The organism is Paenibacillus sp. AN1007, from assembly GCF_040702995.1.
Taxonomy (GTDB): domain Bacteria; phylum Bacillota; class Bacilli; order Paenibacillales; family Paenibacillaceae; genus Paenibacillus.
Genome location: NZ_CP159992.1, coordinates 1,228,589 through 1,252,103, shown reverse-complemented (window position 1 = coordinate 1,252,103; position 23,515 = coordinate 1,228,589). Strand labels below are relative to the sequence as shown.

Here is a 23,515-nt window from a genome sequence, read left to right as displayed (position 1 = left end):
GACCGAACAAAGTATCCTTTTCGACTAATAATAAAAGTTTGTCCGCCAAGATCAAGCTTTTCCTCATAAACAAAATACCCTATAAGATGGACTTTTTAAAGTGCCTATCCCATAGGGTACGATTCATTCTAAATAAAAGAGAATATGCTTAATTCTTTTTGCTTCGCACTTCAAAAATAGCAAATTTCAAGTAGTGCCCTTCATCTACGCCCAAAATTTGCGGATGATCCTTGCCAGCGGCTTTCCAGTCAATCAAACGGAGCACTTTACCTGCATCTTCTGCGGCATCCGCTATCGTTTCAAGGAAAAGATCAGGACGCATATGATAAGAACAGCTTGCCGTTACCAGATATCCGCCCTCGTTGACAAGTTTCATACCCTGCAGATTAATGTCCTTGTAACCACGGCATGCTCCCTTGACTGCGGATTTTGTTTTCGCAAACGCAGGCGGATCAAGGATAACGACATCAAACGTTTTTCCAGCATTGGATAATGCTTTGGAGGTATCCACCTTTTGCTCCGATGCTCGTGCGCGTGCATTGCGCTCATCAAGTCCTTTGACTTGCTCACGCAGATATTGAAAAGCATCGGCTACAACGAACTCTACCCGATCCGTAAAACCGTTCAGTTCTACATTCGTTCGTGCACTTTCGATGGCATGTTCGGAAATATCAAGACAAGTTACCTTCTTCGCTCCATATTTGCATGCATTCAAGGTAAAGCTGCCGGTGTGCGAGAAACACTCCAGCACCGTGGCCCCGTCCCAATACGGGAAAGTCACCACTTTGCCTCCCTTATTCACAGGCAGCTGCTGCTCGCTTCCTTCGTGCTCGATCTGCTGCAGTGTGATGCCGCTTTTATACCCCCAGCCTTTCATCAGCGGTTCAATGGCCGCACGATTCTCACGCTGGTCGAAGAAGTAGCCTGTTTTCTGACCCTCCACAATATCCACCTTGATGAGCAGTCCATTTTCAGTCACCGTAACATGACGCGGACAATCTCCATAGAGCGGACCTTTGACCTGCTCCAGACCTTCCAGTTCACGAATAGATACATCACTTCGCTCATAAATGCCTTCTGGCTGCATGACTTCAATGAGCGCCTGTACAATGGCTTCACGGCAGCGATCCATCCCAAGGGTCAGGATTTGCACCACTAGAATGCTGCCGAATCGGTCAACGATCAGTCCAGGCAGAAAATCGGCTTCGCCGTAAACGAGACGATACGCTTCCCCACCCTGTATGAAGCGTTCCCGGTGACGCAGACAGTCACGAAAACGTGCTGCGAAAAAGGCCGTGTCCATCTGTTCAAATTCCAAAGGCTGGTACGAGACCACGCGCACGGTAATCTGCGAAGCCGGATTATAATAACCCGTCGCCAAGTAACGACCTTGATGATTCAGTACATTGACGATATCACCCGGTTCCGGATTGCCGTCTACGGACGCAATTTCATTTTTAAAAACCCAGGGATGTGCATGTTCCAGCCGTTTTTTGCGGCTGCGTTCCAGTGTTACGGATGGCAAGATTGATCCACTTCTTTCTTATTTTAGTTGAAAAGACAGGTTTGGGCGGCAGAGGCCGCTCCGGGGACGAATCGATCCTATGATCGCTGTTGTCCTCAGATTTTTTTGGATTCCCTTTCTTCAAAGGGAAAATCCGAGGACAAAGGCGAACGCTTCGCTTCCTTGGATTCGATTTCGTCCCCTCCGCTACGTTTGCCGAATCACCGTATCTTTTGAATTGGGGGCCGGCAGTTTTATGGCGCTCCGGGGGCGAATTGATCCTACGATCGCTGTTGTCTCCAGATTTTTCTGATTCCCCTTCTCCAAAGGGAAAATCCGGTGACAAGCCAATGCTTCCGAGCAGCTTTCTTTCAGAAAGCTTTCAGGCGCACGCTTCGCTTCTTTGGATTCGATTTCGTCCACTCCGATGACAGAATAACCTTCCAATCGCTGTTATCCCCAGATTTTTTGAATGCCTTTTTCAAAGGGAAATCCGGTGATAAAGGCGACCGCTCCGCTTTTTCAGGTTTTTTCCGTCCTCTCCGTTCACGTGTAAATGAATATCAACTTATATAGCATCTTTTTATAACACTCCTTCACCTGTCATGCTTGTCTCCACTTTCTCATAGGATAAGTGATAAGCAATCGGGACGGGAGGAATGATGTAATCATGTTCAGGGATATAATTCTGCCTTTGCTGTATGGGCTTATCATTTTTTTTGGCGGCATGAAGCTGATGGAGACGGCGCTGCAGCGAATGGCCGGGCCTATGCTCGCAGGCTGGCTGAACCGCGCCACCTCTGCCCCGTGGAAGGGCATGGCATTCAGCGCTGGTGCAACGGCACTGCTGCAGAGCAGCACAGCCGTAACCGTACTGACGATTGGTTTGGCTAATGCACGATTAATTACCTACGGCCGTACGCTCGGCATTATCCTTGGAACCAATATCGGAACCTGTCTGACAACGGAACTGGTCGGCCTTCAGATTGGACGTGCTTCACTGCCGCTGCTGCTCCTATCGCTGACAGGATGGTCCATATTTGTTATCCTTGCTGAACGCAATCAAGCTGCTCCTGCGCGCACCCGCCGGACGTTGGCCAACATACAATTCAGCTTCCTCGCAGCAGCAGGCTTTGCGCTCGTCATGACAGGCATTCAGGTCATGCAGTCCATTGCCATTCCGCTCCGCAGCATGGGGGTATTTCAATGGTTTCTGGACCGCTCGGCGGACAGCCTGTGGTGGGGCTTTCTCGCAGGGGCCTGCCTGACCGCGCTGATTCACAGCAGTGCCGCGGTCATCAGCATGGCGATCACGCTGGCCGCCACAGGCGTACTGCCTGTGGAGATCGGCATCGCTATCGTGATCGGGTCCAATGTCGGGACCTGCATCACCGCTGTTATTGCAGCCGCGGGCGGGGCGTCGGCAGGCAAATTTGTGGCAGCCTCCCATGTGGTGCTTAACATTGCGGGAGCGCTGCTGTTTATGCCGCTGATCAGCCAGCTGCATGCAGCTTCGGCCTGGCTCTCAGCGGATCAAGGGGCACAGATTGCGCATGCCCAGACTCTTTTTAATATCATCAGCTCACTGCTGGCTTTACCGTTCTGTTACCTGCCCATCTGGCACAAAAAAACACCTGTCATCGCCTCTTCGGCCAAGACACCTGTGGTTTGAAATGCTGTCAACCCTTCCCGGGCTTGTAGAACATGCAGACATCGATGCAGCGAAATACTCACTGTTTATACATTGACACCCAGTTTGTTCAAGCCAGCGCGCACAACATCATCGTTGTTGTCGTATCCGTTCTGCTGCTGTTTGGACCAAGCCTCTTCCGGAGTATACCAATCCACACCTTTGATCTCTTCAATCTGAGGCTGCAGATCACCGCTTTCCGCTTCCACGAGGTAATAGTGCACTTCCTTGTCCACGGGCCCAAATTCAGCATGCTGATACGTATAAGCAATGATATTAATCGGTTCGATAATACGGCCCACCATACCTGTTTCTTCCAGAATTTCACGAAGGGCCGTCTGTTCGATCGTTTCTCCATCTTCCATCTTGCCTTTGGCAAGTGTTATTTTACCGTAACGATCCATAATAAGTTGTATTTGAAGCTGACCGTCTTCTCCGGTTCTGTATACAACGCCGCCTGCTGAAATTTCCTTTTTGTTCATGATATTCTCCCCCACACGCTTCAATTTCTTCCCTTGGCAAAGAAGGACCTCATCTCCTCGGGTACTCTCCCCAAGGAAATGAAATCCTTGTTCCTAACGCCTCGATTACATCGCAGCAGATTTCAGATTCTCTTCCAATACACGAACCAGCGTACCTTGACTTTCATTCGCACCTGCTTCAGTCAGCTTCACACGGCACACTTTACCGACCATGTCAGGTGTTCCGTCGAACACCAGCTGAATGTAGTTGTCACTGTATCCGTGCAGCTTGCCGCTGCCTTCGCGGCCTTTGGCTTCACCTTCTGGAATTACTTCCAGCACTTGTCCAACAAACTTCTGTGCATATTCCAGCTGCATCTGTTCGGACAGTTCAATTAATTCATGCACCCGCGCATTTTTAATGTCCTCATCCACTTGATCTTCCATGCGTGCTGCCGGAGTGCCTGTCCGTTTGGAGTAAGGGAATACGTGCATTTCCGAGAAGCCGATTTTACGCATCAGATCATACCCATTGCGGTACATCTCGTCCGTTTCACCCGGGAAACCTACGATAACGTCGGTTGTGATCGCAACATCCGGCATAGCCTCACGTATACGCAGCATTTTGTTATAGAATTCTGCAGTCGTATATTTGCGGCGCATGCGTTTCAGAACGGTGTCATCTCCTGCCTGCAGCGGAATGTGGAAATGACGAACCAGTTTGTCCGAACGTTTGATTACATCGAGCATCCGGTCATCAATCTGGCTTGCTTCAATAGAGCTGATCCGAATACGCTCCAGTCCTTCCACTTTGTCCAAGTCCCACAGCAGATCGGTCAGATCATAGTTCTCCATGTCATCTCCGTACCCGCCAGTATGAATGCCTGTTAGAACAATCTCTTTGTAACCCGCTTGTACCAGCTGATGTGCCTGCTGAACAATGCTGTGTGCCTCACGACTGCGGGACAGACCACGAGACCATGGAATGATGCAGAACGTACAGAAGTTGTTGCATCCATCCTGAATTTTGAGGAATGCACGCGTACGATCCGCAAAATCCGGCACGTCCATCTCTTCAAACACCCGTGTTTTCATAATGTTGCGCACCGCATTAACGGGTTGGCGCGATTCCTGTATTTCTCTCACATATGGCAAAATTTTATCCCGATCCTGAGTTCCAATCACCAGGTCAACACCAGGAATATCCAGAATCTCAGCAGGAGATGTCTGTGCGTAACAGCCTGTTACCGCTACAATCGCATCGGGATTACGCCGAATCGCTCGGCGGATAATTTGACGACTCTTTTTGTCGCCTGTGTTTGTTACGGTACACGTATTAATCAAATAGACATCTGCTGTCTGTTCGTCAAAGTCTACCTGTTCGTATCCTTCGTTTTTGAATAATTGCCAGATTGCCTCTGTATCATAAAAATTAACTTTGCAGCCCAAGGTGTAAAACGCCACGGATGGCATAATTACATTCCCCCCATTTCTCCGGATTCATATAGAACACATGTCAATGCAGCCATACCTGCCGTCTCGGCACGCAAAATGCGCCTGCCCAGTCCAACGGATACCGCACCTGCCTCATCTGCCTGGGCCGTTTCCTTTTCGGAAAATCCGCCCTCAGGTCCAACAACAATCAGCACTTTCGCTCCTGCATCAGGAGCAAGCTGTCCTACAAACGGCTTCAGAACATCTTTAAGCTGCTTGCCGTCCTCTTTTTCATAACAATAACATACCAGATCATAGTCCCCAAAAGAAGATAACAGCCCTTTCCAGGAAAGCGGCTGCTCAACAGTTGGAATTCGATTACGATGGCTCTGTTCAGCAGCTTCCTTGGCGATTTTCCGCCACCGCTCCAGACGTTTGCCTTCTTTTTTGGCATCATACTGTACAATCGTGCGTTCCGATAAAAAAGGTACAAATGATACGGCTCCGATTTCCGTGCATCGCTGGATTACCGTTTCCATCTTGTCGCCTTTAGGCAAACTTTGTGCCACAGTAACACTCAATTTTGCTTCATGATCCATAACGAGCGGTTCCAGAATGACTGCTTTTACTTCGCCCGCTTCAATACTATCGATGGCAACCAAAGCTTCTCTGGAGTTCCCGTCGCTGACGATCAGCTTGTCTCCAGGCTTGCCGCGCATGACTTTGCCGATATGACGAGCATCATCACCCGTAATAAGCACTTCATGTTCACTAAACTGCTCTGCAGATATAAAATACCGCTGCATATGTCTGTCCACCCATTCTTTCCTGTTATGACTGGAATTCCCCCGCAGGAAAACAGGCAGGATTCCAGTCGCCACAGATGATCATACAACTTTTATTCATTTCTGACCAGCTTTACAGCCCATTTTCAGGACAGATCATGATCGGTACAGCTCAATAACCAGACCTACCAAATCCATGTACATATTGCTGGCAAACAAATATAACGGCTGAATCGTAACGGCCTGCAGTGGCGGAATAATCAGAATCAGCAGAAATACAATGATGGACCACTGTTCTATCCCCTGCATTTTGCGGCTGATCGATGGCGGAAGCACATCTTCGAGAATACGGTAACCATCGAGTGGCGGAAGCGGAATCAGATTAAACATAAACAAGAAGAAGTTCGTTATGCTGAACATCGGCAAAAAAGTCATCACGGCTGTAGCGACCCGCTCATTCTCAATGTTTCCCAATACACCTGATCCAAACAATATTCCATAGATAACTGCACCGATGATCGCAAGCAGCAGATTGCTAAGTGGACCTACTACCGACACGATTGTACCCATTAGTCTCGGTTTATCAAAATTTGCACGGTTTACGGGAACAGGACGCGCCCACCCAAAACCTGCGATCACGAGCAGCAGCACGCCCAGCAGGTCAAAGTGCACAACCGGGTTCAGCGTGACTCTTCCGAGCAGCTTCGCTGTCGGATCACCAAACTTGTTAGCAAAGTACGCATGCGCGAATTCATGAACCGTAAATGCAATCAGAATGGTCACCAGAAAAAACGGCAGTTGTTCCAGCGGAAGACGTAGGAATCGATCCAGAAAATCCATATTTACCTCTTTCTGGCTTCAAACGCCAGCCAGTCCTCTTCACGCTCAATGGCCCGCACTTCAAATCCGGATGATACAAGAGCATCATGCACAACCTGCTCCTTGTTTTTCCATATCCCCGAAACGATATAAATGCCGCCAGACTCCAGTGCGTTATACACATCATCCACAAACAGCAAAATAATTTCAGCCAAAATGTTGGCTACAATAATTTTGACAGGAAGTTTTACGCCCAAGGCTGGGTCTTGACTCCCCAGTACAGATAACAGATCGCTCTCTTTGACTGTAATCCGCTGCTGCATGTTGTTCAGCTCTACATTTTCCACAGCGCTCGTTACAGCAACCGGATCAAGGTCAAGCGCCAGCACATGTTTTGCACCCAACTGTACCGCGCCAATCGCCAGAATGCCAGACCCTGTACCAACATCAATGATCTCTTCTCCGCCTTGGATGACTTTTTCCAACGTACGAAGACAGAGCGTTGTCGTCGGGTGCGTACCTGTACCGAAGGCCATCCCGGGGTCCAGCTCAATAATCTTCTCTTCTGCACTTTCCGGCGTGTACTCCTCCCATGTTGGCTTGATCGTCAGACGTTCGGAGATACGAACAGGTTTGAAGTACTGCTTCCATGCTGTAGCCCAGTCATTTTCATCCACCGTGCGTGTTTCATACCGAACTTGGCCGGCATCAATGCCAAAATCGGATAATTCCTCAATTCTCGGATTAACTTCTGCCTGCAGCGCATCCATGTCTGTACCTTCGGAGAAGTATCCTTTGATAACAGCAAAACCTTCAGGAATATCGTTGAGCGGAACATCATATAACTCGCCATAAGTTGTATCCCGTTTTTTATTTAAAGTACCGGACTCTTCAATCGATACCCCTCCAGCACCCGCTTCATGCAAAAAATTGGAAATCATCTCCACAGCTTCTTCTGTGGTATGTATTGTTAGTTCATGCCATAACATACGTGGTTTTGCCTCCTCAATAATTAAAACATGGTTTTGCCTGCTTATAATTTAAACATCCCAACTATTGTACTACACAAGCAAGCCGGAGCACAAAGCCTGCACATAAAAGAAAACAAAACAGGATATCCGCAGCCAGACTGCCCGGATATCCTGCTCTGTTTTTTCGCCTGCTGGTTCTTATTACGAATAAACTAGTAGAAACGACCACCGTTCTGTGTAATCATCTCCGCAGCCTGCGGCAGAGAATCCTGTGAGACGGAGACAGTCAGCAGAATACCCTGTTTCGAGCTTCCCGCTGCACTGCCCTTCGGATCATCATAAACCTGTCCCTTAGATAAAACCTCGGTCTCATCACTAATTAGAGCAAGCACATTCAGCTCGCCGCTGAAGCCGCCAACAACCGCTGTTGGCGAGCTGTCATCCTGCTTGCCCCCGCTTGATCCAGCTGTCCCTGTATGTTCGCGCAGACTCTCGATCCGGAGCTGATTAGGATGCAGCAGCTCCAGTACTCTGCGTGCAGATTCTGCTTCAGACCAACTCGTAAATACGGCTTCAAGTGTGACCGCCGAGCGATCTTCAGTCATGAATTTCTCTTCCTTGGCGGCGATCTGCCGCCTCACTGCGGCGCAATGCTTCAATATCCTCGTGATCCGCCGCTTCTGCGCTGAACTCTACATCCTCATTTTTAGCGGACTGCAGCCGTTTCATCTTTTCTGTTTTCGTTAAAATCTCGCCTGGTCGTTGTCGATTAGCCATCTTGTTCTTCCTCCTTTTGAAATTAGATCATGCCACCGGCTTGTTCAATGATCGACATTGCCCGGTGATGTACCTCTTCATCTACAACGACAGTTAGCAAAACATCCCTTCCCGTAGGACCGCCTTGTCCGCCATCACTCATTCCGCTGGCAGCAGGGTCAGCCGCAGCCATAATGCCCGAGCTGGCATTGGTCTGCATCGCATCGGGCAACCACGATGAGTAACTTCCAGAGATGCCCGGTCTGTAGGAGGCTCCGCTTGGGCCGACACCTGCATAACGGCTGAAACGATTTATGGATAGATCCTCCACTCGCAGTGCCTCCAATTTTTTGGCCGCTCCCTGTGCCTGCTCTGGGCTGTGAAAATAGGCCAAAATATTTTTTTCCGTCACTTGTGCCACCTGCTTCCTTCGTTCTCTCATACCTGTTTAACATATCGTTCCCGCCCTGCTATCTTTCCGCAGCGGAGCCCAGAATATACCGAACCGCTCACTCTACAATTACTTGAAAAGATATGATCACATAAAAAAAGACACCCCCGATAATCGAAAGTGTCTCCATACTACGCTCTTATATATGTTAATCAGTCGCCGCGAAAGGCGCGTTTTACTCGATCAAAAAAAGACTGCTCATGCTCATGTGTTTGTTCGCCATCCAGTGCAGCGATTTGACGAAGCAGGTCTTTCTGCTCATCACTCAGCTTGCTTGGTGTAACTACAACTACTTTCACATGCTGATCCCCTTGTCCCATACCACGCAGGCGCGGAACACCTTTGCCTTTGAGACGGAAATACGTACCGGTCTGTGTGCCGGCCGGAATTTTCAACTTCACTTTTTCCGTAAGTGTCGGAATTTCGATCTCGTCTCCAAGCGCTGCTTGAGCAAATGTCAGTGGAACCTCACAGTAGATGTCATCACCCTCGCGTTCAAAGAAATCATGAGATTTCACACGAATGACAATGTACAAGTCTCCTGCCGGGCCACCGCGAAGACCGCCTTCACCTTCACCTGTCATGCGCAGCTGTGCACCGTCATCCACACCCGCTGGAATGCGAACATGAATTTTACGCTGTTTGCGAACTTTGCCGCTGCCGCTGCAGGTCGTGCATTTTTCTTTAATAATCTGTCCGGTTCCGCTGCAGTTGGAACAAGCGCGACGATTCACCATACGGCCAAACGGCGTATTTTGTACGACTTCCTGCTGTCCACTGCCGTGACATACGGAACATGTTTCCGGCTTCGTTCCTGGTTTGGCACCTGAACCATGACAAGTATCACAGCCCTCGGTGCGCGGAATCGTAATATCCGTTTCCTTGCCGAATACAGCTTCCTTGAACTCAATAGTCATAGTGTACTGCAGGTCATTTCCCCGCTGCGGTGCATTCGGGTCACGACGTCCACCGCCTCCGCCAAAGAACATATCAAAGATGTCGCCAAACCCGCCTCCGCCGAAGTCTCCACCGCCGAATCCACCCTGATTCGGATCAATGTGACCGTACTGATCGTACTGAGCACGCTTCTGGCTGTCACTTACGACATCATAAGCTTCTTTTACTTCCTTGAATTTGGCCTCCGCATCTGCAGCCTTGTTCACGTCAGGGTGATACTGACGGGCGAGCTTGCGGTATGCCTTCTTGATTTCCTCGTCGCTCGCATTTTTGCTTACGCCGAGCACCTCATAATAATCACGTTTTTCAGCCACTCTTCCACCCCCATAACATTCACCTTATCGCACATCGTGACAAAAGGAAAGTCAAAGCACGGGAGCCCCGGCTATGACTTTCCCTTTAATCCGAACGTCACCGATGTTTAATTCGCAGCAGCTGCGAATTAATTATTTTTTATCTTCGTCCACAACTTCGTAATCAGCGTCTACGACGTTGTCGCGTTTTGCGGAACCCTGCTGTTCTTCAGCGCCTTGAGCTGCTTGCTCTTGAGCTTGAGCCTGCTCATACAGTTTAACAGACAACTGCTGTACGATCTCCGTCAGTTCTTCTGTAGCCGCTTTGATATCTTCCAGATTGTCGGAAGCCAGCACACCTTGCAGTTTTTCTTTGGCTGCATTTGCTTTTTCTACTTCGCCAGCATCTGCTTTTTCACCAAGATCTTTAATTGTTTTGTCTACAGAGTAGATCAATTGGTCTGCACTATTTTTCGCTTCAACAAGCTCTTTACGTTTTCTGTCTTCCTCAGCATGGAGTTCGGCATCTTTCATCATTTGCTCGACTTCAGCATCGCTCAGACCGCTGGAAGAAGTGATTGTGATTTTTTGCGTTTTGTTTGTACCTTTGTCTGTTGCAGACACGTTAACGATACCGTTGGCATCGATATCGAAGCTAACTTCGATTTGCGGCACGCCGCGTGGGGCTGGCGGGATATCTCCCAGCATAAAGCGACCAAGCGTTTTGTTGCCAGCAGCCATCTCGCGCTCACCTTGCAGAACGTGAATCTCAACGCTAGGCTGATTGTCTGCGTAAGTGGAGAACACTTGAGATTTGCTTGTAGGAATCGTCGTGTTACGCTCGATCATTTTCGTGAATACGCCGCCCGCAGTTTCGATACCCAGGGACAGTGGAGTTACGTCGAGCAGTACCACGTCTTTAACGTCACCTGTCAGTACGCCCGCTTGTACAGCTGCACCCAGTGCAACAACTTCGTCCGGGTTCACGCCTTTGTGCGGCTCTTTGCCTGTCAGTTTTTTGATTGCTTCCTGCACAGCCGGAATACGTGTGGAACCACCCACCAATACGATTTTATCGATATCGTTAGGTGTCATGCCTGCATCGCTCAGTGCACGGCGAGTTGGTTCAAGCGTACGCTCAACCAGATCAGCAGAAAGCTCTTCGAATTTCGCACGGCTCAGGTTCAATTCCAAGTGCTGAGGAACGCCATCGGCAACCGTGATGAATGGCAGGGAAATCGTTGTAGTCAATACGCCGGAAAGTTCTTTTTTCGCTTTTTCCGCTGCATCTTTCAAACGCTGTACCGCTGCTTTATCTTTGCTCAGATCAATCCCTTGATCTTTTTTGAATTCATTAACAAGATAGTCGATGATCACTTGGTCGAAGTCGTCGCCACCCAGTTGGTTGTCACCGCTGGTTGCTTTAACTTCGAAGAAACCGTCGCCCAGTTCCAAGATGGATACGTCGAACGTACCGCCGCCCAGGTCATATACAAGAATCGTTTGGTCTTCGGATTTTTCCATACCGTATGCCAATGCAGCTGCTGTTGGCTCGTTGACGATACGAAGTACTTCCAGACCTGCGATTTTACCTGCATCTTTAGTCGCTTGACGCTGACTGTCATTGAAGTAAGCCGGAACCGTGATAACCGCTTGAGTTACCGTCTGGCCCAGGTATGCTTCTGCATCAGCTTTCAATTTTTGCAAAATGATTGCAGAGATCTCTTGTGGTGAATAATCTTTGCTGTCGATCGTCTCTTTGTGGGAAGAACCCATGTGACGTTTGATGGAGATGATCGTGCGATCCGGGTTCGTGATTGCTTGACGTTTCGCTGTTTCACCAACAACACGCTCGCCATCTTTTTTGAAACCTACAACGGAAGGCGTTGTACGTGCACCCTCCGGGTTTGGAATAACAACTGCCTCGCCGCCTTCCATAACGGCTACGCATGAGTTGGTTGTTCCTAAGTCAATACCGATTACTTTGCTCATCGGAAAATTTCCTCCCTCAACAATTTAAAATCAATAGGCTGGTTTGTCTGCCTTATTGTGCTGGTAAGTAAACTGCTCTATGTGTACGAAACCTGTATATTAAACTTCGTCCTTTGTTCAGCCTGGGGTCTTTATTCCTTCAAAAGAATTAAGAACTGACTTTAACCATAGCCGGACGAAGCACTTTATCCTTCAGCATGTAGCCTTTTTGAACCTCTTCCACCACGATGCCTTCTTCGTGTTCCTCGCTCTCCACCTGCATAATCGCTTGGTGGAACTCCGGGTTAAACGGTTGTCCAACCGCTTCCATCGCAGTCAGGCCTTCGTTCGTCAGCACGGTTTCCAATTGACGTAAAATCATTTGAATTCCTTTGGCAAAAGATTCAGTCTCTGTCCCTTCCGGTACAGTTGCCATAGCACGCTCGAAATTATCCAAAACCGGAACCAATTCGGTGACCAGCTTCATCGAAGCGTACTTCGCAAGCTCCTCTTTTTCCTTCTGTGTGCGGCGGCGGAAGTTATCAAAATCAGCCTGTGCACGTACAAAACGCTGCTGGTTTTCCTCAGCCTCTGTTTTCAAACGCGCCAGCTCAGCCTGCTCCTGATCGGTTATTTCCTCAGCCTGTGCTTCAGCAGCTGCAGCCTCATTGACTGGCTCCTGCTCGGCGGCTGTTACCTCTTGCTCTTCTGTGAATGTTTGCTCCTCTTTCAAGATGTTCACCTCCTTATATAAATGAATCATAATTCCCGCTGCTTATTTGAAGCGAGTAGTCAGCATCGTCGTAAGATCACGGGATAATGTATTTAAAATATGGATGACACGTGCATAATCCATCCGGGTTGGTCCCAGAATTCCGATGGACCCAAGTGCCTCGCCGTCCAATGAATAGGACGCTGTAATCAAACTGCAGTTCGCAAAGGCCTCATGATCGTTCTCGGTACCAATTCGCACCTGAATTCCGGGCCCGCCGGGCACTGGCATCATCAATTTCATTAATGTTGGTGTCTCATCTAACAAATCCAGAATGTCTTTAACCTTTTCCACATCTCTGAACTCGGGCTGTGTCAGCATATTGGTCGCACCGCTGAGGAAAAGACGATTGTCATGCTCATTATCAAACGCGCTGTTGAGTACCTGCATAACTTCCTCATAACGTGTGATATGGCGCTCCATCTCTTGACCAAGCTCGGTATAAAGCCGTGATTTCAACTTGTAAATCGGTACGCCTACCAATTTGCTGTTTAACAGACGAACGACATTCTCCATCTCGGCCACCGAAATTTCAGGGGGGATCTGGACTGTTTTGTTCTCCACCTGACCCGTGTTGGTAACGATAATCGCCACAGCTTCATTGTCATTCAGCGGAAGCAGCTGGAAGTGACGAAGTGAAGTATGGAACACCTCTGGTCCGAGCAAAATGGAAGTATAGTTAGTCATATGAGATAAAATGTTCGAAGCGTGCTGAATAACCTGTTCCATAACATTCAGTTTTTCTGCAAAGAATGACTTTAAATCATCCAATTCCTGCGGCTCCACCTGATTCCAAGGAACCAAATGATCGACATAATATCGATAACCCTTGTGTGAAGGAATGCGTCCAGCTGATGTATGCGGCTGTTCCAGAAAACCCATCTCTTCAAGATCGGCCATTTCATTCCGAATGGTCGCCGGACTGTATCCAACATCTCCTCTTTTGGAAATGCTTCGGGACCCTACGGGCTCAGCTGAACGGATATAGTCATCCACTATAGCGTTCAGAATCATTCGTTGACGCTCTGTTAACATGGTGAGTATTCCCTCCTTCTGACTGTACTGTCCCATGTCGTTAGCACTCCGGTTAGATGAGTGCTAATCGGTAATACAAAAATACCAAACTGACATGATCATTGTCAAGTGAGTTTGCGGATTGTAATCATCTATTTATAGTATAGGCCAATAACCTGCACTTATAACGCAGGTTGCAGGTTATTAGTCTTGCTGCTGTAATTCTTTATCGACTGAGTAATGTCTCAGACTAAAGCGCGCGCCTCCCAGCGGCGAGTCACTATACACCAAATCAGCATGAAGATGTGCTGCCAGCTGTTTGCTGATCGCCAGTCCAAGGCCGGTCACTCCATTGTTTCCCGTATAAAATCGCCGAAAAATATGCTGACGGTCATGCTCATTCAAGCCTGGTCCGTCATCATCAATATGAAAAATCCAGTCAGCAGCATCACTGGCCGGGTGTTCCAAACTCAATTTCACTTGAGTTCGGGTATGCCGAACTGCATTTTGCAAGAGGTTTAACAGGATTTGAAACAACTGCTCTCCGGCTGTCTCAACCATGAATGAATCAGCTGCTGCTGTCAACTGTACTCCGCGCTGCAGTGCGGTTGGCATAAGCAGGTACACCGCCTCTTCGGCCATGCTTTTCAGGTCAATCATGGTCATCGGCCACTCCTCATCCACAGTTTCCAGTCTGGAGAGCTGGATCAGCTTCCCTACCATATCAATGAGCCGCTGGGATTGGGCAGCAATGATATCAAGCCCCTGATCGGTGGAAACCACCTGATCTTGAATCGCATAGACGTAACCTTGAATAGACATCAGCGGTGTCTTCAATTCATGGGATACATTTTGCAAAAATTCCAGCTGATGACGATGATGGTCATCAAGTCTGCTGCTCATGAGTTGAAAGGTATGAATCAGTTCGCCAATTTCGGTATGGTCGGCTTGCAGAAACGGCTCCTTATCAGGCATGTTTGGTTCATACTTGCTCACAGCCTCTTTCAGTCGATTCAGCGGCTGAACTGTACGCCATACAGCAAATAATCCGATCAGCAGAATCACAACAAAGCTGGCAGCAATAGACAGAAGCGTTGTGCGAAACAGCGGAATATACATCGCCCTTAGTGAAGATAGGGGAGAATACAAAATAACCCGAAACTGTTTATGTGACAGCTCAGCCTCACTATAGAGAACCTTTTTTCCATTTAAAATCATATAACCTTCGTGTGTACCCGGAAATCCTTCCAGCTTCATTCCGACACGACCTGAACTACTTGAGGCTACGATGTTATTTTCTCCATCAATGACAAAATAGTCTGCATAAAAAAGAATATCCTTGATAAAAAAACGAAAACTGTTATTATCCAGATCTTCGAGGTCATCTACACGAATAACTTTGACAGCCTTTTTCGTCTGATCATTTAACTGCTGCTTCACCTGGTTGAGCAAAATATCATCAAAAAGATGGATAAAAAACATCACGGTAAATGCCACCGTAACCAGCATGCTTGCGAACAAGGCGAGCAGCATTTTGCTGCGGATCGTTTTCATCGCGCATGTACAGCTGCTTTATAGCCGAACCCCCAGACGGTATCGATGCTCAGCGTCGCTTGAACCTGCACAAGCTTCTTGCGAATCCGTTTCACGATATCATCAACCACACGTACTTCACCATAAAAATCATAATTCCAGACCTGCTGAATCAGCTGTTCTCTGCTGAAGGGACGGTCCAGATGCTGCGACAGAAACAATAGAAGCTCATATTCCCTGCCTGTTAGTCCAAGTTCCTCCCCCCGAACATTGACGCGCCGGAATTCTTCTGAAATCTGGACGTTACCCACATTAAAATAAGACCCTTCCTTAGGCAAATCAGTCGCTTCCCTGGAATCTTTACCATGGGATAACCGACTGCTGCTGATCAGACGAAGCATACTTTTAACTCTTGCAACCAGTTCACGAGGATTGAAAGGTTTGCTCAGAAAATCGCTGCACCCCAGTTCAAGACCATTTAAACGATCAATCTCCTCACCCCGTGCCGACACCATAATAATCGGAATTTCGGTAAAGGTCCGCAGCTCGGTCAAAAGTGTAAGCCCATCGACGCCTGGCATCATAATGTCAAGAATCAAGCAGTCGGGCTTTTTGGAACGAACTTCCCCAACCAGTTCCCTGCCATGCGCGAACGAGTTCACTTCATATTGTTCCTTTTTCAAATAACCTGTAATGAGCTGCAGTATGGACGGATCATCATCGACTACAAAAATACGCGGCATTGGCAGTCACCTCAATCATGAATATATCACTTCTGATATGTTGTTTATTAAATATGTCACTACTAATGTAACAGAGTCAGCATCTGTTTTTCAAAACTTCAGTGAATACACCCTATTCCCGTCTCCAAACAACCGCTTAACATGGAAAAGACGGAGATTCCCATAAGAGGACTCCGTCTGTATGCCGCTGCATAACATATGTCACTGATGCATTAAATCATTGGCTGAGAGGGTAGAGATCGGACACATCAGAGCGCATATTCTTATTTATGGGTTGTGCTTGATTTTGCTTCCACTTTTTTATCGGTACCCTTTGATGCTGCCGGTGCTTTTGCCGCTGCTGCTGGAGACTTTGTTTTGTGTGTCGTAGTCACAGTTACTTTATTTGCCGCTGTTTTTGGAAATATTACCGCTGTTGATTTTTTCACTCCCGTTTTTGATGCAGTTGTTTTGTTTACCGTTGTCTTCGCTGCGGGCGTTTTAGTCCCAACCGTTTTCTTAGCTGTTACTTTTTGCGCTGCGATTTTGTGAGCGGCTTTTTTCGCTTTGTGTGCCGTTTGTTTGGCTTTATGTGCAGCAGTCTTTGCTGCCGCTGAAGCTTTATGCGAAGTCTGTTTTGCTGTATGGGCAGCTGCTTTTACATTATGGGTCGTTGTTTTTGCTTTATGTGTTACTGTTTTTGCTTTGTGTGCAGCTTTTCTTCCTTTATGATGCATCGCTGTTGTTTTATGAGAAGCTCTTTTGGCTCTGTGAGTTACTTTTGATTTGTGCACAGCCTTTTTCACTTTATGTTTCACCTTTTTGGCTTTATGTGTTACCGCATTTGCTTTGTGAGTCGTTGTTTCTTTCTTGGTTACAGCTGTTGTTTTGGAAGATGTTGTTTTAACCTCAGCTTTAGCAGGTGTCTTGGTTGAAGTGCTGCTTGACGCCGCAGCTGCCGTTTTATCCGCTGATTTAGTTCCCGTCGATTTTGCTGGCGCTGCTGATGTTTTGGCCGTAGGAGTCGCTGTAGATTTCATCGTTGATTTTGCTGCGGATCCCGCTTTTTGTGTCTCGGCCGGTTTCACCGAATTGACGACAGGTGCTGCTGCGGCAAAAGCACTTCCTGCTCCGCCAATTAAACTAAATGCTGCTGCCAAAGCTGCCACTTTTTTTGTCCATTTTTTCATGATTGGTCACCTCATTCTTTAGATTGAGCCATCCGCTTAATCGGTAACGGAGAAGTTTGAAACTTTGCTCCAGTCCGTATTCTCCGGCTGTTTGGCCTTGGAGTTTACTGCGGATCGCTTATGTAAGTTCATCTTATCAAGAGGTTGTGTGAGAATAATGGGAGAAGTGTGTGAAAAGTATATGAAAATAAACAGCAAAAAAAAGACCACATCCATATAAAACCCTCAGGTTTCCGGCATGTGATCTTTCTATTTAGAAGCATATTGTTGAAGCATACATTTACGCTGAAACATTCAATTCCTTCAGAACGGCAATCTCGTCACAGCAATCCTGTTTGCTGCAGTGAACGCAGTCTGTCCACACCTTTTCAGGGAAAATTTCCTTCTCTACTACAGCAAAGCCATTCTTCAGAAAAAAGGAAACCTCATAAGTGAGCGCCATCACCTTCGGAATTTGCTGTCTCTCGGCTTCTTCAACAAGTCGGTCAAGCAGGCGGGAACCAATGCCCAGTCCTTTATATCCCTCAGAAATACCCAGAGATCTGACTTCCACCAAATCATTCCCCAGACGGCAGAGTGAGCCGCAGCCTACAACTACGCCTTCTACTTCAGCCACAATAAAATGCTCCAGCTGCCGATGCAGGACTTCCCTTGAACGCGGAAGCATGATCCCACGCTCGGCATATCCCTTAATCATTTCAAACAGCGGCTCAACATCTTCCGGTACAGCTTTCCTGCATATAACCGACATCCAGCTCTCCTCCTATAACGACGCTTTCCGAGGAAAGCCAGCTTCGTAGTTGTTTAAATTGACACGCCCTGTAAAACAATATGAATAAATATACAACAGAGCGTATAGAATTTCAAGCTACGAATTTAGCGATATGGAGCCGATAAACTCGGCAAAAACGTCATTGCCGAACAGAATACCCTGTTCACTCAGTTTAAAGCCGTCTGCTGTCCGCTCAAGCAATCCTGCATGCAGCATTTTGCCGAGCGGTTTGGCAAAGACATCTTCCATCGACTCTCCAAATTGGTCCTGGAATCGAGAAGATGAAGCCCCCTCCAGCATACGAAGGCCTACCATCAAATAATCCTCCATCGCTTCTGCACGCCCAATCTCGAAATGATCCAGACGAGGCAGTCCTGCACGCGAGGCTTCTACGTAAGGGTTAATGCCCTTGATGTTCATATGGCGTTCACGACCTACATATCCATGCGCTCCAGCACCGAGTCCGTAGTAATCCTCATTACGCCAATAGGTGATATTATGACGGCTCTCGAAGCCCGGTTTGGCAAAGTTGCTGATCTCATACTGTTCATAACCCGCTTCTTTCATACGTTTCATTAATAGAAGATACATCTGCAGCTCATCATCTTCGTGAGGGAGAGGCAGTTGATTTTTCTGATACAGGGTATGGAAAAGGGTATTCTCCTCCACCTTCAGGCTGTAGATGGAATAATGCTTCAAATCCAGTTCCAGCGCCTTGTCGATGCTTTCGTTCAGCATCTCTACGGTCTGATTTGGCAGGCCAAACATCAAATCAATCGACAGGTTATCCAATCCCGCCTTACGTGCATTCTCCAAGCTGCGGTATACATCGTCTGTATTGTGAATACGTCCAATACCTGTCAGCAGATCATTCTGAAATGCCTGAACACCAAAGCTGACACGGTTAACACCGCCTTCTTTCATGGCTGCAAGCTTCTCGGCATCCGTTGTTCCCGGATTGGCTTCCATTGAGAATTCAATATCCTCTGCCCAATTCGGGAAATAGGTTTTGACTGAACGTAGGAAATATGCCATCTCATCCGGTTTCAATGCGGTTGGTGTACCACCACCGACAAAGATCGTTTTAATCTCGCCAGGCGGATTCACTTTGACGGTATGCTCCATCTCCCGTTCCAGCGCCTCCAAGTACTGCATCACCGGCTGATCCTTCAGAACGTAAGAATTAAAGTCACAGTAAAAACATTTATTCGTGCAAAATGGAATGTGCAGATACACCGCTTGGGGTGCACCTGTTTTCTGGCTGTTTGCTGCAAGTGTCACGACAAGTCCCCCCTTGATTTGAAAAAAGGAAAGCCAGTTGGCTTCCCTTTCAGCTAAAATGTTAATCTATATAAAATGATCTAACCTTTTACACAGTCCACTCCAATGACAGAATAACCTTCCAATCGCTGTTATCCCCAGATTTTTTTGATTCACTTTCCCAAAAGGGAAAAATCCGTTGATAAAGGCGAACGCCCCGCTTTTTCAGGTTTTTTCTGTCCTCTCCGTTAGTGTGTAAAAATAGTTCACCTTATATAGTTTAATTAACAGTATTTTAATTTCGATACGCACAATCTGTGCTGTACCCGAAATTAAATTATTAATCATCAATTTTCAGTACCGCCATAAATGCCTCTTGCGGCACCTCTACGTTACCCACCTGCTTCATCCGCTTCTTACCTTCCTTCTGCTTCTCAAGCAGTTTCCGTTTACGCGAGATGTCACCGCCGTAACACTTGGCTAGTACGTTTTTACGCATTGCTTTAACTGTCTCACGAGCAACTACCTTCGTACCTACCGACGCTTGAATAGGTACTTCAAACATCTGCCGCGGGATCAGTTCGCGCAGCTTCTCACAGATGATGCGTCCGCGATTGTATGCGCGATCTCTGTGAACGATAAAGGACAAGGCATCGACCTGTTCGCTATTAAGCAGGATGTCCATTTTCACCAGATTGGACTGGCGGTAACCGGACAGCTCATAGTCAAAGGAGGCGTACCCTTTGGTACTGGACTTCAGCTGGTCGAAGAAGTCATATACGATCTCGGACAACGGGATCTCATATGTAATCGTAACCCGTGTTGTGTCCATATATTCCATATTGATAAATTCGCCGCGTTTGTTCTGGCACAGCTCCATAATCGTTCCTACATAATCGTTCGGTACAATGATTGAAGCTTTGACATATGGTTCTTCAACATAATCGATCCGTCCTACCTCCGGATAGTTCGAAGGGTTATCGATCTGGATCATCTCGCCGTTCGTCAGCGTTACGTGATAAATTACGCTTGGAGCCGTCGTAATCAGCGGGATGTTGAACTCGCGCTCAATCCGCTCCTGAATAACGTCCATGTGCAGGAGTCCCAGGAATCCGCAGCGGAATCCAAAGCCCAGTGCGCTGGATGTCTCCGGCTCAAAGCTCAGTGAAGCATCATTCAACTGCAGCTTCTCCAAAGCCTCGCGCAGATCTACGTAGTCTGATGTTTCAATCGGATACAGACCACAGTAAACCATTGGATTAATTTTACGATAACCCGGAAGCGGTTCAGGTGTCGGATGTTTAGCATCGGTAACGGTATCCCCGACTTGTGTATCGCCGACGTGACGGATACCCGCCACGATGAATCCTACGTCACCAACGTTCAGCTCGTCCACAATGGTCATGCGCGGCTTGAACGCTCCTACTTCGATAACTTCAAATGACTTGTTTGTCGCCATCATTTTGATTTTGGAACCTGCTTTGATTTTGCCGTCAATTACACGCACATACACGATAACCCCTTTATACGGGTCATAGTGGGAGTCAAAAATCAGCGCTTTAAGCGGCTGATCTGGATCACCAACAGGCGCAGGTACACTTTGCACCACCTGCTCCAGAATCTCTTTGATCCCGATGCCCGCCTTGGCCGAAGCCAGCACAGCGTTGCTGGTATCGAGTCCGATAACATCTTCAACTTCCTGCTTTACCCGCTCCGGATCAGCACTTGGCAGGTCAATTTTGTTAATGACCGGCAGGATCTCCAGATTGTTGTCCAGCGCAAGGTATACGTTAGCTAGTGTCTGCGCTTCGATCCCTTGAGCCGCATCAACGACAAGCAGAGCCCCTTCACATGCAGCAAGACTTCGTGAAACCTCATACGTAAAGTCTACGTGTCCTGGCGTATCAATGAGATTCAGCAGATACTCTTCGCCGTCGTCCGCCTTGTAATTGAGAGCAACGGCCTGCAGTTTAATTGTAATTCCGCGTTCACGTTCCAGATCCATCTGATCCAGCACTTGTTCCTGCATTTCACGTGATGTCAGCGCACCTGTGTACTCCAAGATCCGGTCCGCAAGTGTCGATTTACCGTGATCTATATGTGCAATAATTGAAAAGTTACGAATTTTACGTTGTCTTTCCCGAATGTCAGTCATTCCTTACCCCCAGAAACAGCCTAGTGTCAATCACTTCATTATAACAGTTGCTGCAGGGTGCATCAATCCCATGATGTTCCAACTTCATAATAAAAGTGCAGTTAATGAATGTCTCAGAGGTTTAGTTTGCCTTTATTTCATCTGCTTCTATTCATCCACTCCACCAAAAAGAGAGACAACCCACTTGATGCTGCTGTTAGACAGGTTTTGCAGTAAACCTGCTGTTTTTTCAGCCAAAACATCCACCGCGGCTTTGTTCTGGTCTGCCCCGAGCACCTGGCTTGGAGTCTGGACTGGAACTACGGGCTTCTTGACCACCTCCGTTTGGGCAGGTTCAGCTGATGCAGGCTTGGTATCGGCTGATGCCGGTTCTGTCTTCGCGACGACCGGAATTCGATCCGCAGGTCTATCATCCTGCAAACCGGTGCCTGCCAGCTGCATGCCAAGCAGGACACCGAGTAACATAAGTACACTGACAGACAGCATTTTTTTACCGAATCTGGACATCTCGCAAACCGCCCCTCTTTAAGTATTTGTACCTCTTGCAGCATATTTTTTATCCATTCTTTGAAACGGGTTTTGCACTTGCTTTATCTACGTTTTGTTCATCCCAATATACTTCGGCGATCATATCCGCTAGAATTTTGGAGGTCCGTTTCAGCTCAGCCGCCGTGTTGTCAATACCACCAATTTCGATCAAAATGCTGTTCGGCGAAAGTGTCTGGTTATATTCTCCATTGTTGCCCCCACCGCCATTTTTACCCCACACCCCCCGGGACACCCCTGGATATTTCGCCTCCAGCTTTTTATGAATTTTTGCGGCAAAGGCTTCATTTTTACGCCAATTGGGATTCTCATGTCCGATGATAAAATATACCTTGGCGTAACTTTGATCACCGATGGTTGTTGTCGTTTTTTTATGGCGCTGTGAATCGCGGTGAATATCAATTAAATATGTCAGATTATCATTCTGAGCAAGCGCCGCTTTGACGGTCTGCCTCGAATATTTATATGAGAAATTCCAGTTATAGTCTTTAATTTTGGTCTGATAATCTTCCTTCGCATGCTCTACACCGACGCCCAGCTTCTCCAGACTGTCCGTTAGATAGGTACCCACTTGAAAAACATTCCCAGTCGGCTTACCGGAAGAAGGATTGTCACTATTAGTACCAAGTAACGGATTATACCCCTCACGCGGATGAGAGTGATAGATCAGCACGGACTTTTGGGCTACAGCCGGATTGCCTTTATCCTGCCCACTTCCCTTGGATGGCGGCTCTTCATCTACTGTGCCTTTCTTAGGATCATCTTCGTCGGTTACGTCTGGTTCATCCTGGCCCGGGGGAACATGCAGCTCACTGCCTGACTTGCCTCCACCCGAGGAGGCTGTGTCCGTAAGTCCCGGACCCGGTTGATAATCTTCAGGCGCTTCTGCTTTGGCATTACCAGACCCCGGACGGAGCAGCACAGGTTGATTTGCGCCCATACCCGGCATTTCACGTGCGATTAAACTTTTGGGATCTTGAGGATTTACATTCGTCAGCAGCTGAAATACAAAAGAGGTCAGGTTTTCACCGGAAATCGCAGCATTCTGCTCCTTTCGGGTAAGGTGGGGCATCTCCATGCCCAGCATGTCTACAAAGAAACGACTGGAGACCGAACCTGCAAATCCTTTCATCGAAGAGACAGGCGAATTATTCAGCTTTTTCTCCGCCAATCCCCCAAGCCCGAGTACAGCAAAAAAGAGGGCGGATATCATCATAAGCAGCAGCAGTGTACGGCCCATAGCCAGCACGTGCAGACATCTTTTTTTCCACCTGCCAATATTCCATGCCAGTATCTTGTTCATTCTTATGTCTCCTTCCCTTGCAGAACAACTCTTATACTTCAACTCTATGAGCGTGTCCGATTTGATAGAACAGGAAGTAGAGAGATAAGTGAACAAAAAAAGAAAGTCCGATAGATTCGGACCTTCTAGATGTCGTTTACTCCTTGCTCAACAGCA

The 23,515-nt window shown here is 47.7% G+C and carries 24 protein-coding genes; 2 read left to right on the top strand and 22 right to left on the bottom strand.

Going from position 1 to position 23,515, the window contains the following annotated elements:
* Window positions 1–148 precede the first annotated feature (148 nt).
* Together ABXS70_RS05790 and ABXS70_RS05785 are read right to left on the bottom strand one after the other, a co-directional pair.
* A complete protein-coding gene (locus ABXS70_RS05790) occupies window positions 149–1,525 on the bottom strand; it encodes a class I SAM-dependent rRNA methyltransferase (RefSeq protein ID WP_366294658.1) in 1,377 nt (458 codons plus the stop codon).
* Window positions 1,526–1,711: 186 nt separating this feature from the next.
* Entirely contained in the window at window positions 1,712–1,951 is a 240-nt protein-coding gene (locus ABXS70_RS05785) for a hypothetical protein (RefSeq protein ID WP_366294656.1), read from the bottom strand.
* 223 nt (window positions 1,952–2,174) lie between these two features.
* Here ABXS70_RS05785 and ABXS70_RS05780 point away from each other — a divergent pair, with 223 nt between their 5' ends.
* The gene (locus ABXS70_RS05780) at window positions 2,175–3,176 is read left to right on the top strand and encodes a Na/Pi symporter (protein WP_366294653.1); all 1,002 of its coding nucleotides are present in this window, start codon (window positions 2,175–2,177) and stop codon (window positions 3,174–3,176) included.
* A 65-nt stretch (window positions 3,177–3,241) separates the two neighbouring features.
* Here the strand turns inward: ABXS70_RS05780 and ABXS70_RS05775 are convergent, their stop codons facing one another.
* From ABXS70_RS05775 to ABXS70_RS05705, 15 genes are all read right to left on the bottom strand, one after another.
* Complete coding sequence (locus ABXS70_RS05775) at window positions 3,242–3,679, bottom strand: NUDIX domain-containing protein (RefSeq protein WP_366296553.1); 438 nt, start codon at window positions 3,677–3,679, stop codon at window positions 3,242–3,244.
* 102 nt (window positions 3,680–3,781) lie between these two features.
* On the bottom strand, window positions 3,782–5,128 hold the full coding sequence (gene mtaB, locus ABXS70_RS05770; protein WP_366294650.1) for a tRNA (N(6)-L-threonylcarbamoyladenosine(37)-C(2))-methylthiotransferase MtaB: 1,347 nt from the start codon (window positions 5,126–5,128) through the stop codon (window positions 3,782–3,784).
* Window positions 5,129–5,130: 2 nt separating this feature from the next.
* Window positions 5,131–5,895 (bottom strand): RsmE family RNA methyltransferase, encoded by a 765-nt coding sequence (locus tag ABXS70_RS05765; RefSeq protein WP_366294647.1) that lies wholly within the window; start codon window positions 5,893–5,895, stop codon window positions 5,131–5,133.
* 135 nt (window positions 5,896–6,030) lie between these two features.
* The gene (locus ABXS70_RS05760) at window positions 6,031–6,714 is read right to left on the bottom strand and encodes a site-2 protease family protein (protein WP_366294644.1); all 684 of its coding nucleotides are present in this window, start codon (window positions 6,712–6,714) and stop codon (window positions 6,031–6,033) included.
* Between the two features lie 2 nt (window positions 6,715–6,716).
* Complete coding sequence (gene prmA, locus ABXS70_RS05755) at window positions 6,717–7,682, bottom strand: 50S ribosomal protein L11 methyltransferase (protein ID WP_366294641.1); 966 nt, start codon at window positions 7,680–7,682, stop codon at window positions 6,717–6,719.
* A gap of 194 nt (window positions 7,683–7,876) precedes the next feature.
* Entirely contained in the window at window positions 7,877–8,269 is a 393-nt protein-coding gene (locus tag ABXS70_RS05750) for a hypothetical protein (RefSeq protein WP_366294638.1), read from the bottom strand.
* Window positions 8,262–8,441, bottom strand: coding sequence for a YfhD family protein (locus ABXS70_RS05745; protein ID WP_123062588.1), 180 nt, complete (start codon window positions 8,439–8,441; stop codon window positions 8,262–8,264). The genes ABXS70_RS05750 and ABXS70_RS05745 overlap by 8 nt, the downstream gene beginning before the upstream one ends.
* 22 nt (window positions 8,442–8,463) lie before the next feature.
* Entirely contained in the window at window positions 8,464–8,832 is a 369-nt protein-coding gene (locus ABXS70_RS05740; protein ID WP_366294635.1) for a hypothetical protein, read from the bottom strand.
* Between the two features lie 191 nt (window positions 8,833–9,023).
* Window positions 9,024–10,142 (bottom strand): molecular chaperone DnaJ, encoded by a 1,119-nt coding sequence (dnaJ, locus tag ABXS70_RS05735; protein ID WP_342552123.1) that lies wholly within the window; start codon window positions 10,140–10,142, stop codon window positions 9,024–9,026.
* 132 nt (window positions 10,143–10,274) lie between these two features.
* Window positions 10,275–12,113, bottom strand: a complete 1,839-nt coding sequence (gene dnaK, locus ABXS70_RS05730; protein WP_342552124.1) for a molecular chaperone DnaK — start codon at window positions 12,111–12,113, stop codon at window positions 10,275–10,277.
* Between the two features lie 148 nt (window positions 12,114–12,261).
* Window positions 12,262–12,855 (bottom strand): nucleotide exchange factor GrpE, encoded by a 594-nt coding sequence (grpE, locus tag ABXS70_RS05725; protein ID WP_366294630.1) that lies wholly within the window; start codon window positions 12,853–12,855, stop codon window positions 12,262–12,264.
* A 12-nt stretch (window positions 12,856–12,867) separates the two neighbouring features.
* Entirely contained in the window at window positions 12,868–13,899 is a 1,032-nt protein-coding gene (gene hrcA / locus ABXS70_RS05720) for a heat-inducible transcriptional repressor HrcA (RefSeq protein ID WP_342552126.1), read from the bottom strand.
* A gap of 183 nt (window positions 13,900–14,082) precedes the next feature.
* Complete coding sequence (locus tag ABXS70_RS05715) at window positions 14,083–15,432, bottom strand: HAMP domain-containing sensor histidine kinase (protein ID WP_366294625.1); 1,350 nt, start codon at window positions 15,430–15,432, stop codon at window positions 14,083–14,085.
* Window positions 15,429–16,154 (bottom strand): response regulator transcription factor, encoded by a 726-nt coding sequence (locus ABXS70_RS05710; RefSeq protein ID WP_366294622.1) that lies wholly within the window; start codon window positions 16,152–16,154, stop codon window positions 15,429–15,431. Before ABXS70_RS05710 ends, ABXS70_RS05715 begins: the two co-directional genes overlap by 4 nt.
* A gap of 263 nt (window positions 16,155–16,417) precedes the next feature.
* Window positions 16,418–16,939, bottom strand: a complete 522-nt coding sequence (locus ABXS70_RS05705) for a hypothetical protein (RefSeq protein WP_366294620.1) — start codon at window positions 16,937–16,939, stop codon at window positions 16,418–16,420.
* Window positions 16,940–17,003: 64 nt separating this feature from the next.
* On the opposite strand from ABXS70_RS05705, the gene ABXS70_RS05700 reads away from it, so the two are divergent.
* Entirely contained in the window at window positions 17,004–17,345 is a 342-nt protein-coding gene (locus ABXS70_RS05700) for a hypothetical protein (RefSeq protein WP_366294617.1), read from the top strand.
* A gap of 258 nt (window positions 17,346–17,603) precedes the next feature.
* On the opposite strand, the gene ABXS70_RS05695 is transcribed toward ABXS70_RS05700, so the two are convergent.
* The 5 genes from ABXS70_RS05695 to ABXS70_RS05675 form a co-directional block, all read right to left on the bottom strand.
* Window positions 17,604–18,074: an N-acetyltransferase gene (locus ABXS70_RS05695; protein ID WP_342552131.1), complete on the bottom strand. Its 471-nt coding sequence runs from the start codon at window positions 18,072–18,074 to the stop codon at window positions 17,604–17,606.
* Between the two features lie 117 nt (window positions 18,075–18,191).
* Window positions 18,192–19,376, bottom strand: coding sequence for a radical SAM family heme chaperone HemW (gene hemW / locus ABXS70_RS05690; RefSeq protein WP_366294614.1), 1,185 nt, complete (start codon window positions 19,374–19,376; stop codon window positions 18,192–18,194).
* 319 nt (window positions 19,377–19,695) lie between these two features.
* Entirely contained in the window at window positions 19,696–21,510 is a 1,815-nt protein-coding gene (gene lepA, locus ABXS70_RS05685; RefSeq protein ID WP_366294611.1) for a translation elongation factor 4, read from the bottom strand.
* Window positions 21,511–21,657: 147 nt separating this feature from the next.
* Window positions 21,658–22,017 carry a DUF3679 domain-containing protein gene (locus ABXS70_RS05680; protein ID WP_366294608.1) on the bottom strand — a complete coding sequence of 120 codons (360 nt, stop codon included), beginning with the start codon at window positions 22,015–22,017 and terminating at the stop codon, window positions 21,658–21,660.
* A 49-nt stretch (window positions 22,018–22,066) separates the two neighbouring features.
* The gene (locus ABXS70_RS05675; RefSeq protein WP_366294605.1) at window positions 22,067–23,359 is read right to left on the bottom strand and encodes a stage II sporulation protein P; all 1,293 of its coding nucleotides are present in this window, start codon (window positions 23,357–23,359) and stop codon (window positions 22,067–22,069) included.
* Window positions 23,360–23,515 lie beyond the last annotated feature (156 nt).

Bases quoted from the DNA above. Each gene is read 5' to 3' on its own strand.
- ABXS70_RS05780 (WP_366294653.1), top strand. From the start codon at position 2,175: ATGTTCAGGGATATAATTCTGCCTTTGCTGTATGGGCTTATCATTTTT.
- mtaB (WP_366294650.1), bottom strand. From the start codon at position 5,128: ATGCCATCCGTGGCGTTTTACACCTTGGGCTGCAAAGTTAATTTTTAT.
- ABXS70_RS05765 (WP_366294647.1), bottom strand. From the start codon at position 5,895: ATGCAGCGGTATTTTATATCTGCAGAGCAGTTTAGTGAACATGAAGTG.
- ABXS70_RS05760 (WP_366294644.1), bottom strand. From the start codon at position 6,714: ATGGATTTTCTGGATCGATTCCTACGTCTTCCGCTGGAACAACTGCCG.
- prmA (WP_366294641.1), bottom strand. From the start codon at position 7,682: ATGTTATGGCATGAACTAACAATACATACCACAGAAGAAGCTGTGGAG.
- ABXS70_RS05750 (WP_366294638.1), bottom strand. From the start codon at position 8,269: ATGACTGAAGATCGCTCGGCGGTCACACTTGAAGCCGTATTTACGAGT.
- ABXS70_RS05745 (WP_123062588.1), bottom strand. From the start codon at position 8,441: ATGGCTAATCGACAACGACCAGGCGAGATTTTAACGAAAACAGAAAAG.
- dnaK (WP_342552124.1), bottom strand. From the start codon at position 12,113: ATGAGCAAAGTAATCGGTATTGACTTAGGAACAACCAACTCATGCGTA.
- grpE (WP_366294630.1), bottom strand. From the start codon at position 12,855: ATGATTCATTTATATAAGGAGGTGAACATCTTGAAAGAGGAGCAAACA.
- hrcA (WP_342552126.1), bottom strand. From the start codon at position 13,899: ATGTTAACAGAGCGTCAACGAATGATTCTGAACGCTATAGTGGATGAC.
- ABXS70_RS05715 (WP_366294625.1), bottom strand. From the start codon at position 15,432: ATGAAAACGATCCGCAGCAAAATGCTGCTCGCCTTGTTCGCAAGCATG.
- ABXS70_RS05710 (WP_366294622.1), bottom strand. From the start codon at position 16,154: ATGCCGCGTATTTTTGTAGTCGATGATGATCCGTCCATACTGCAGCTC.
- ABXS70_RS05695 (WP_342552131.1), bottom strand. From the start codon at position 18,074: ATGTCGGTTATATGCAGGAAAGCTGTACCGGAAGATGTTGAGCCGCTG.
- lepA (WP_366294611.1), bottom strand. From the start codon at position 21,510: ATGACTGACATTCGGGAAAGACAACGTAAAATTCGTAACTTTTCAATT.
- ABXS70_RS05680 (WP_366294608.1), bottom strand. From the start codon at position 22,017: ATGTCCAGATTCGGTAAAAAAATGCTGTCTGTCAGTGTACTTATGTTA.
- ABXS70_RS05675 (WP_366294605.1), bottom strand. From the start codon at position 23,359: ATGAACAAGATACTGGCATGGAATATTGGCAGGTGGAAAAAAAGATGT.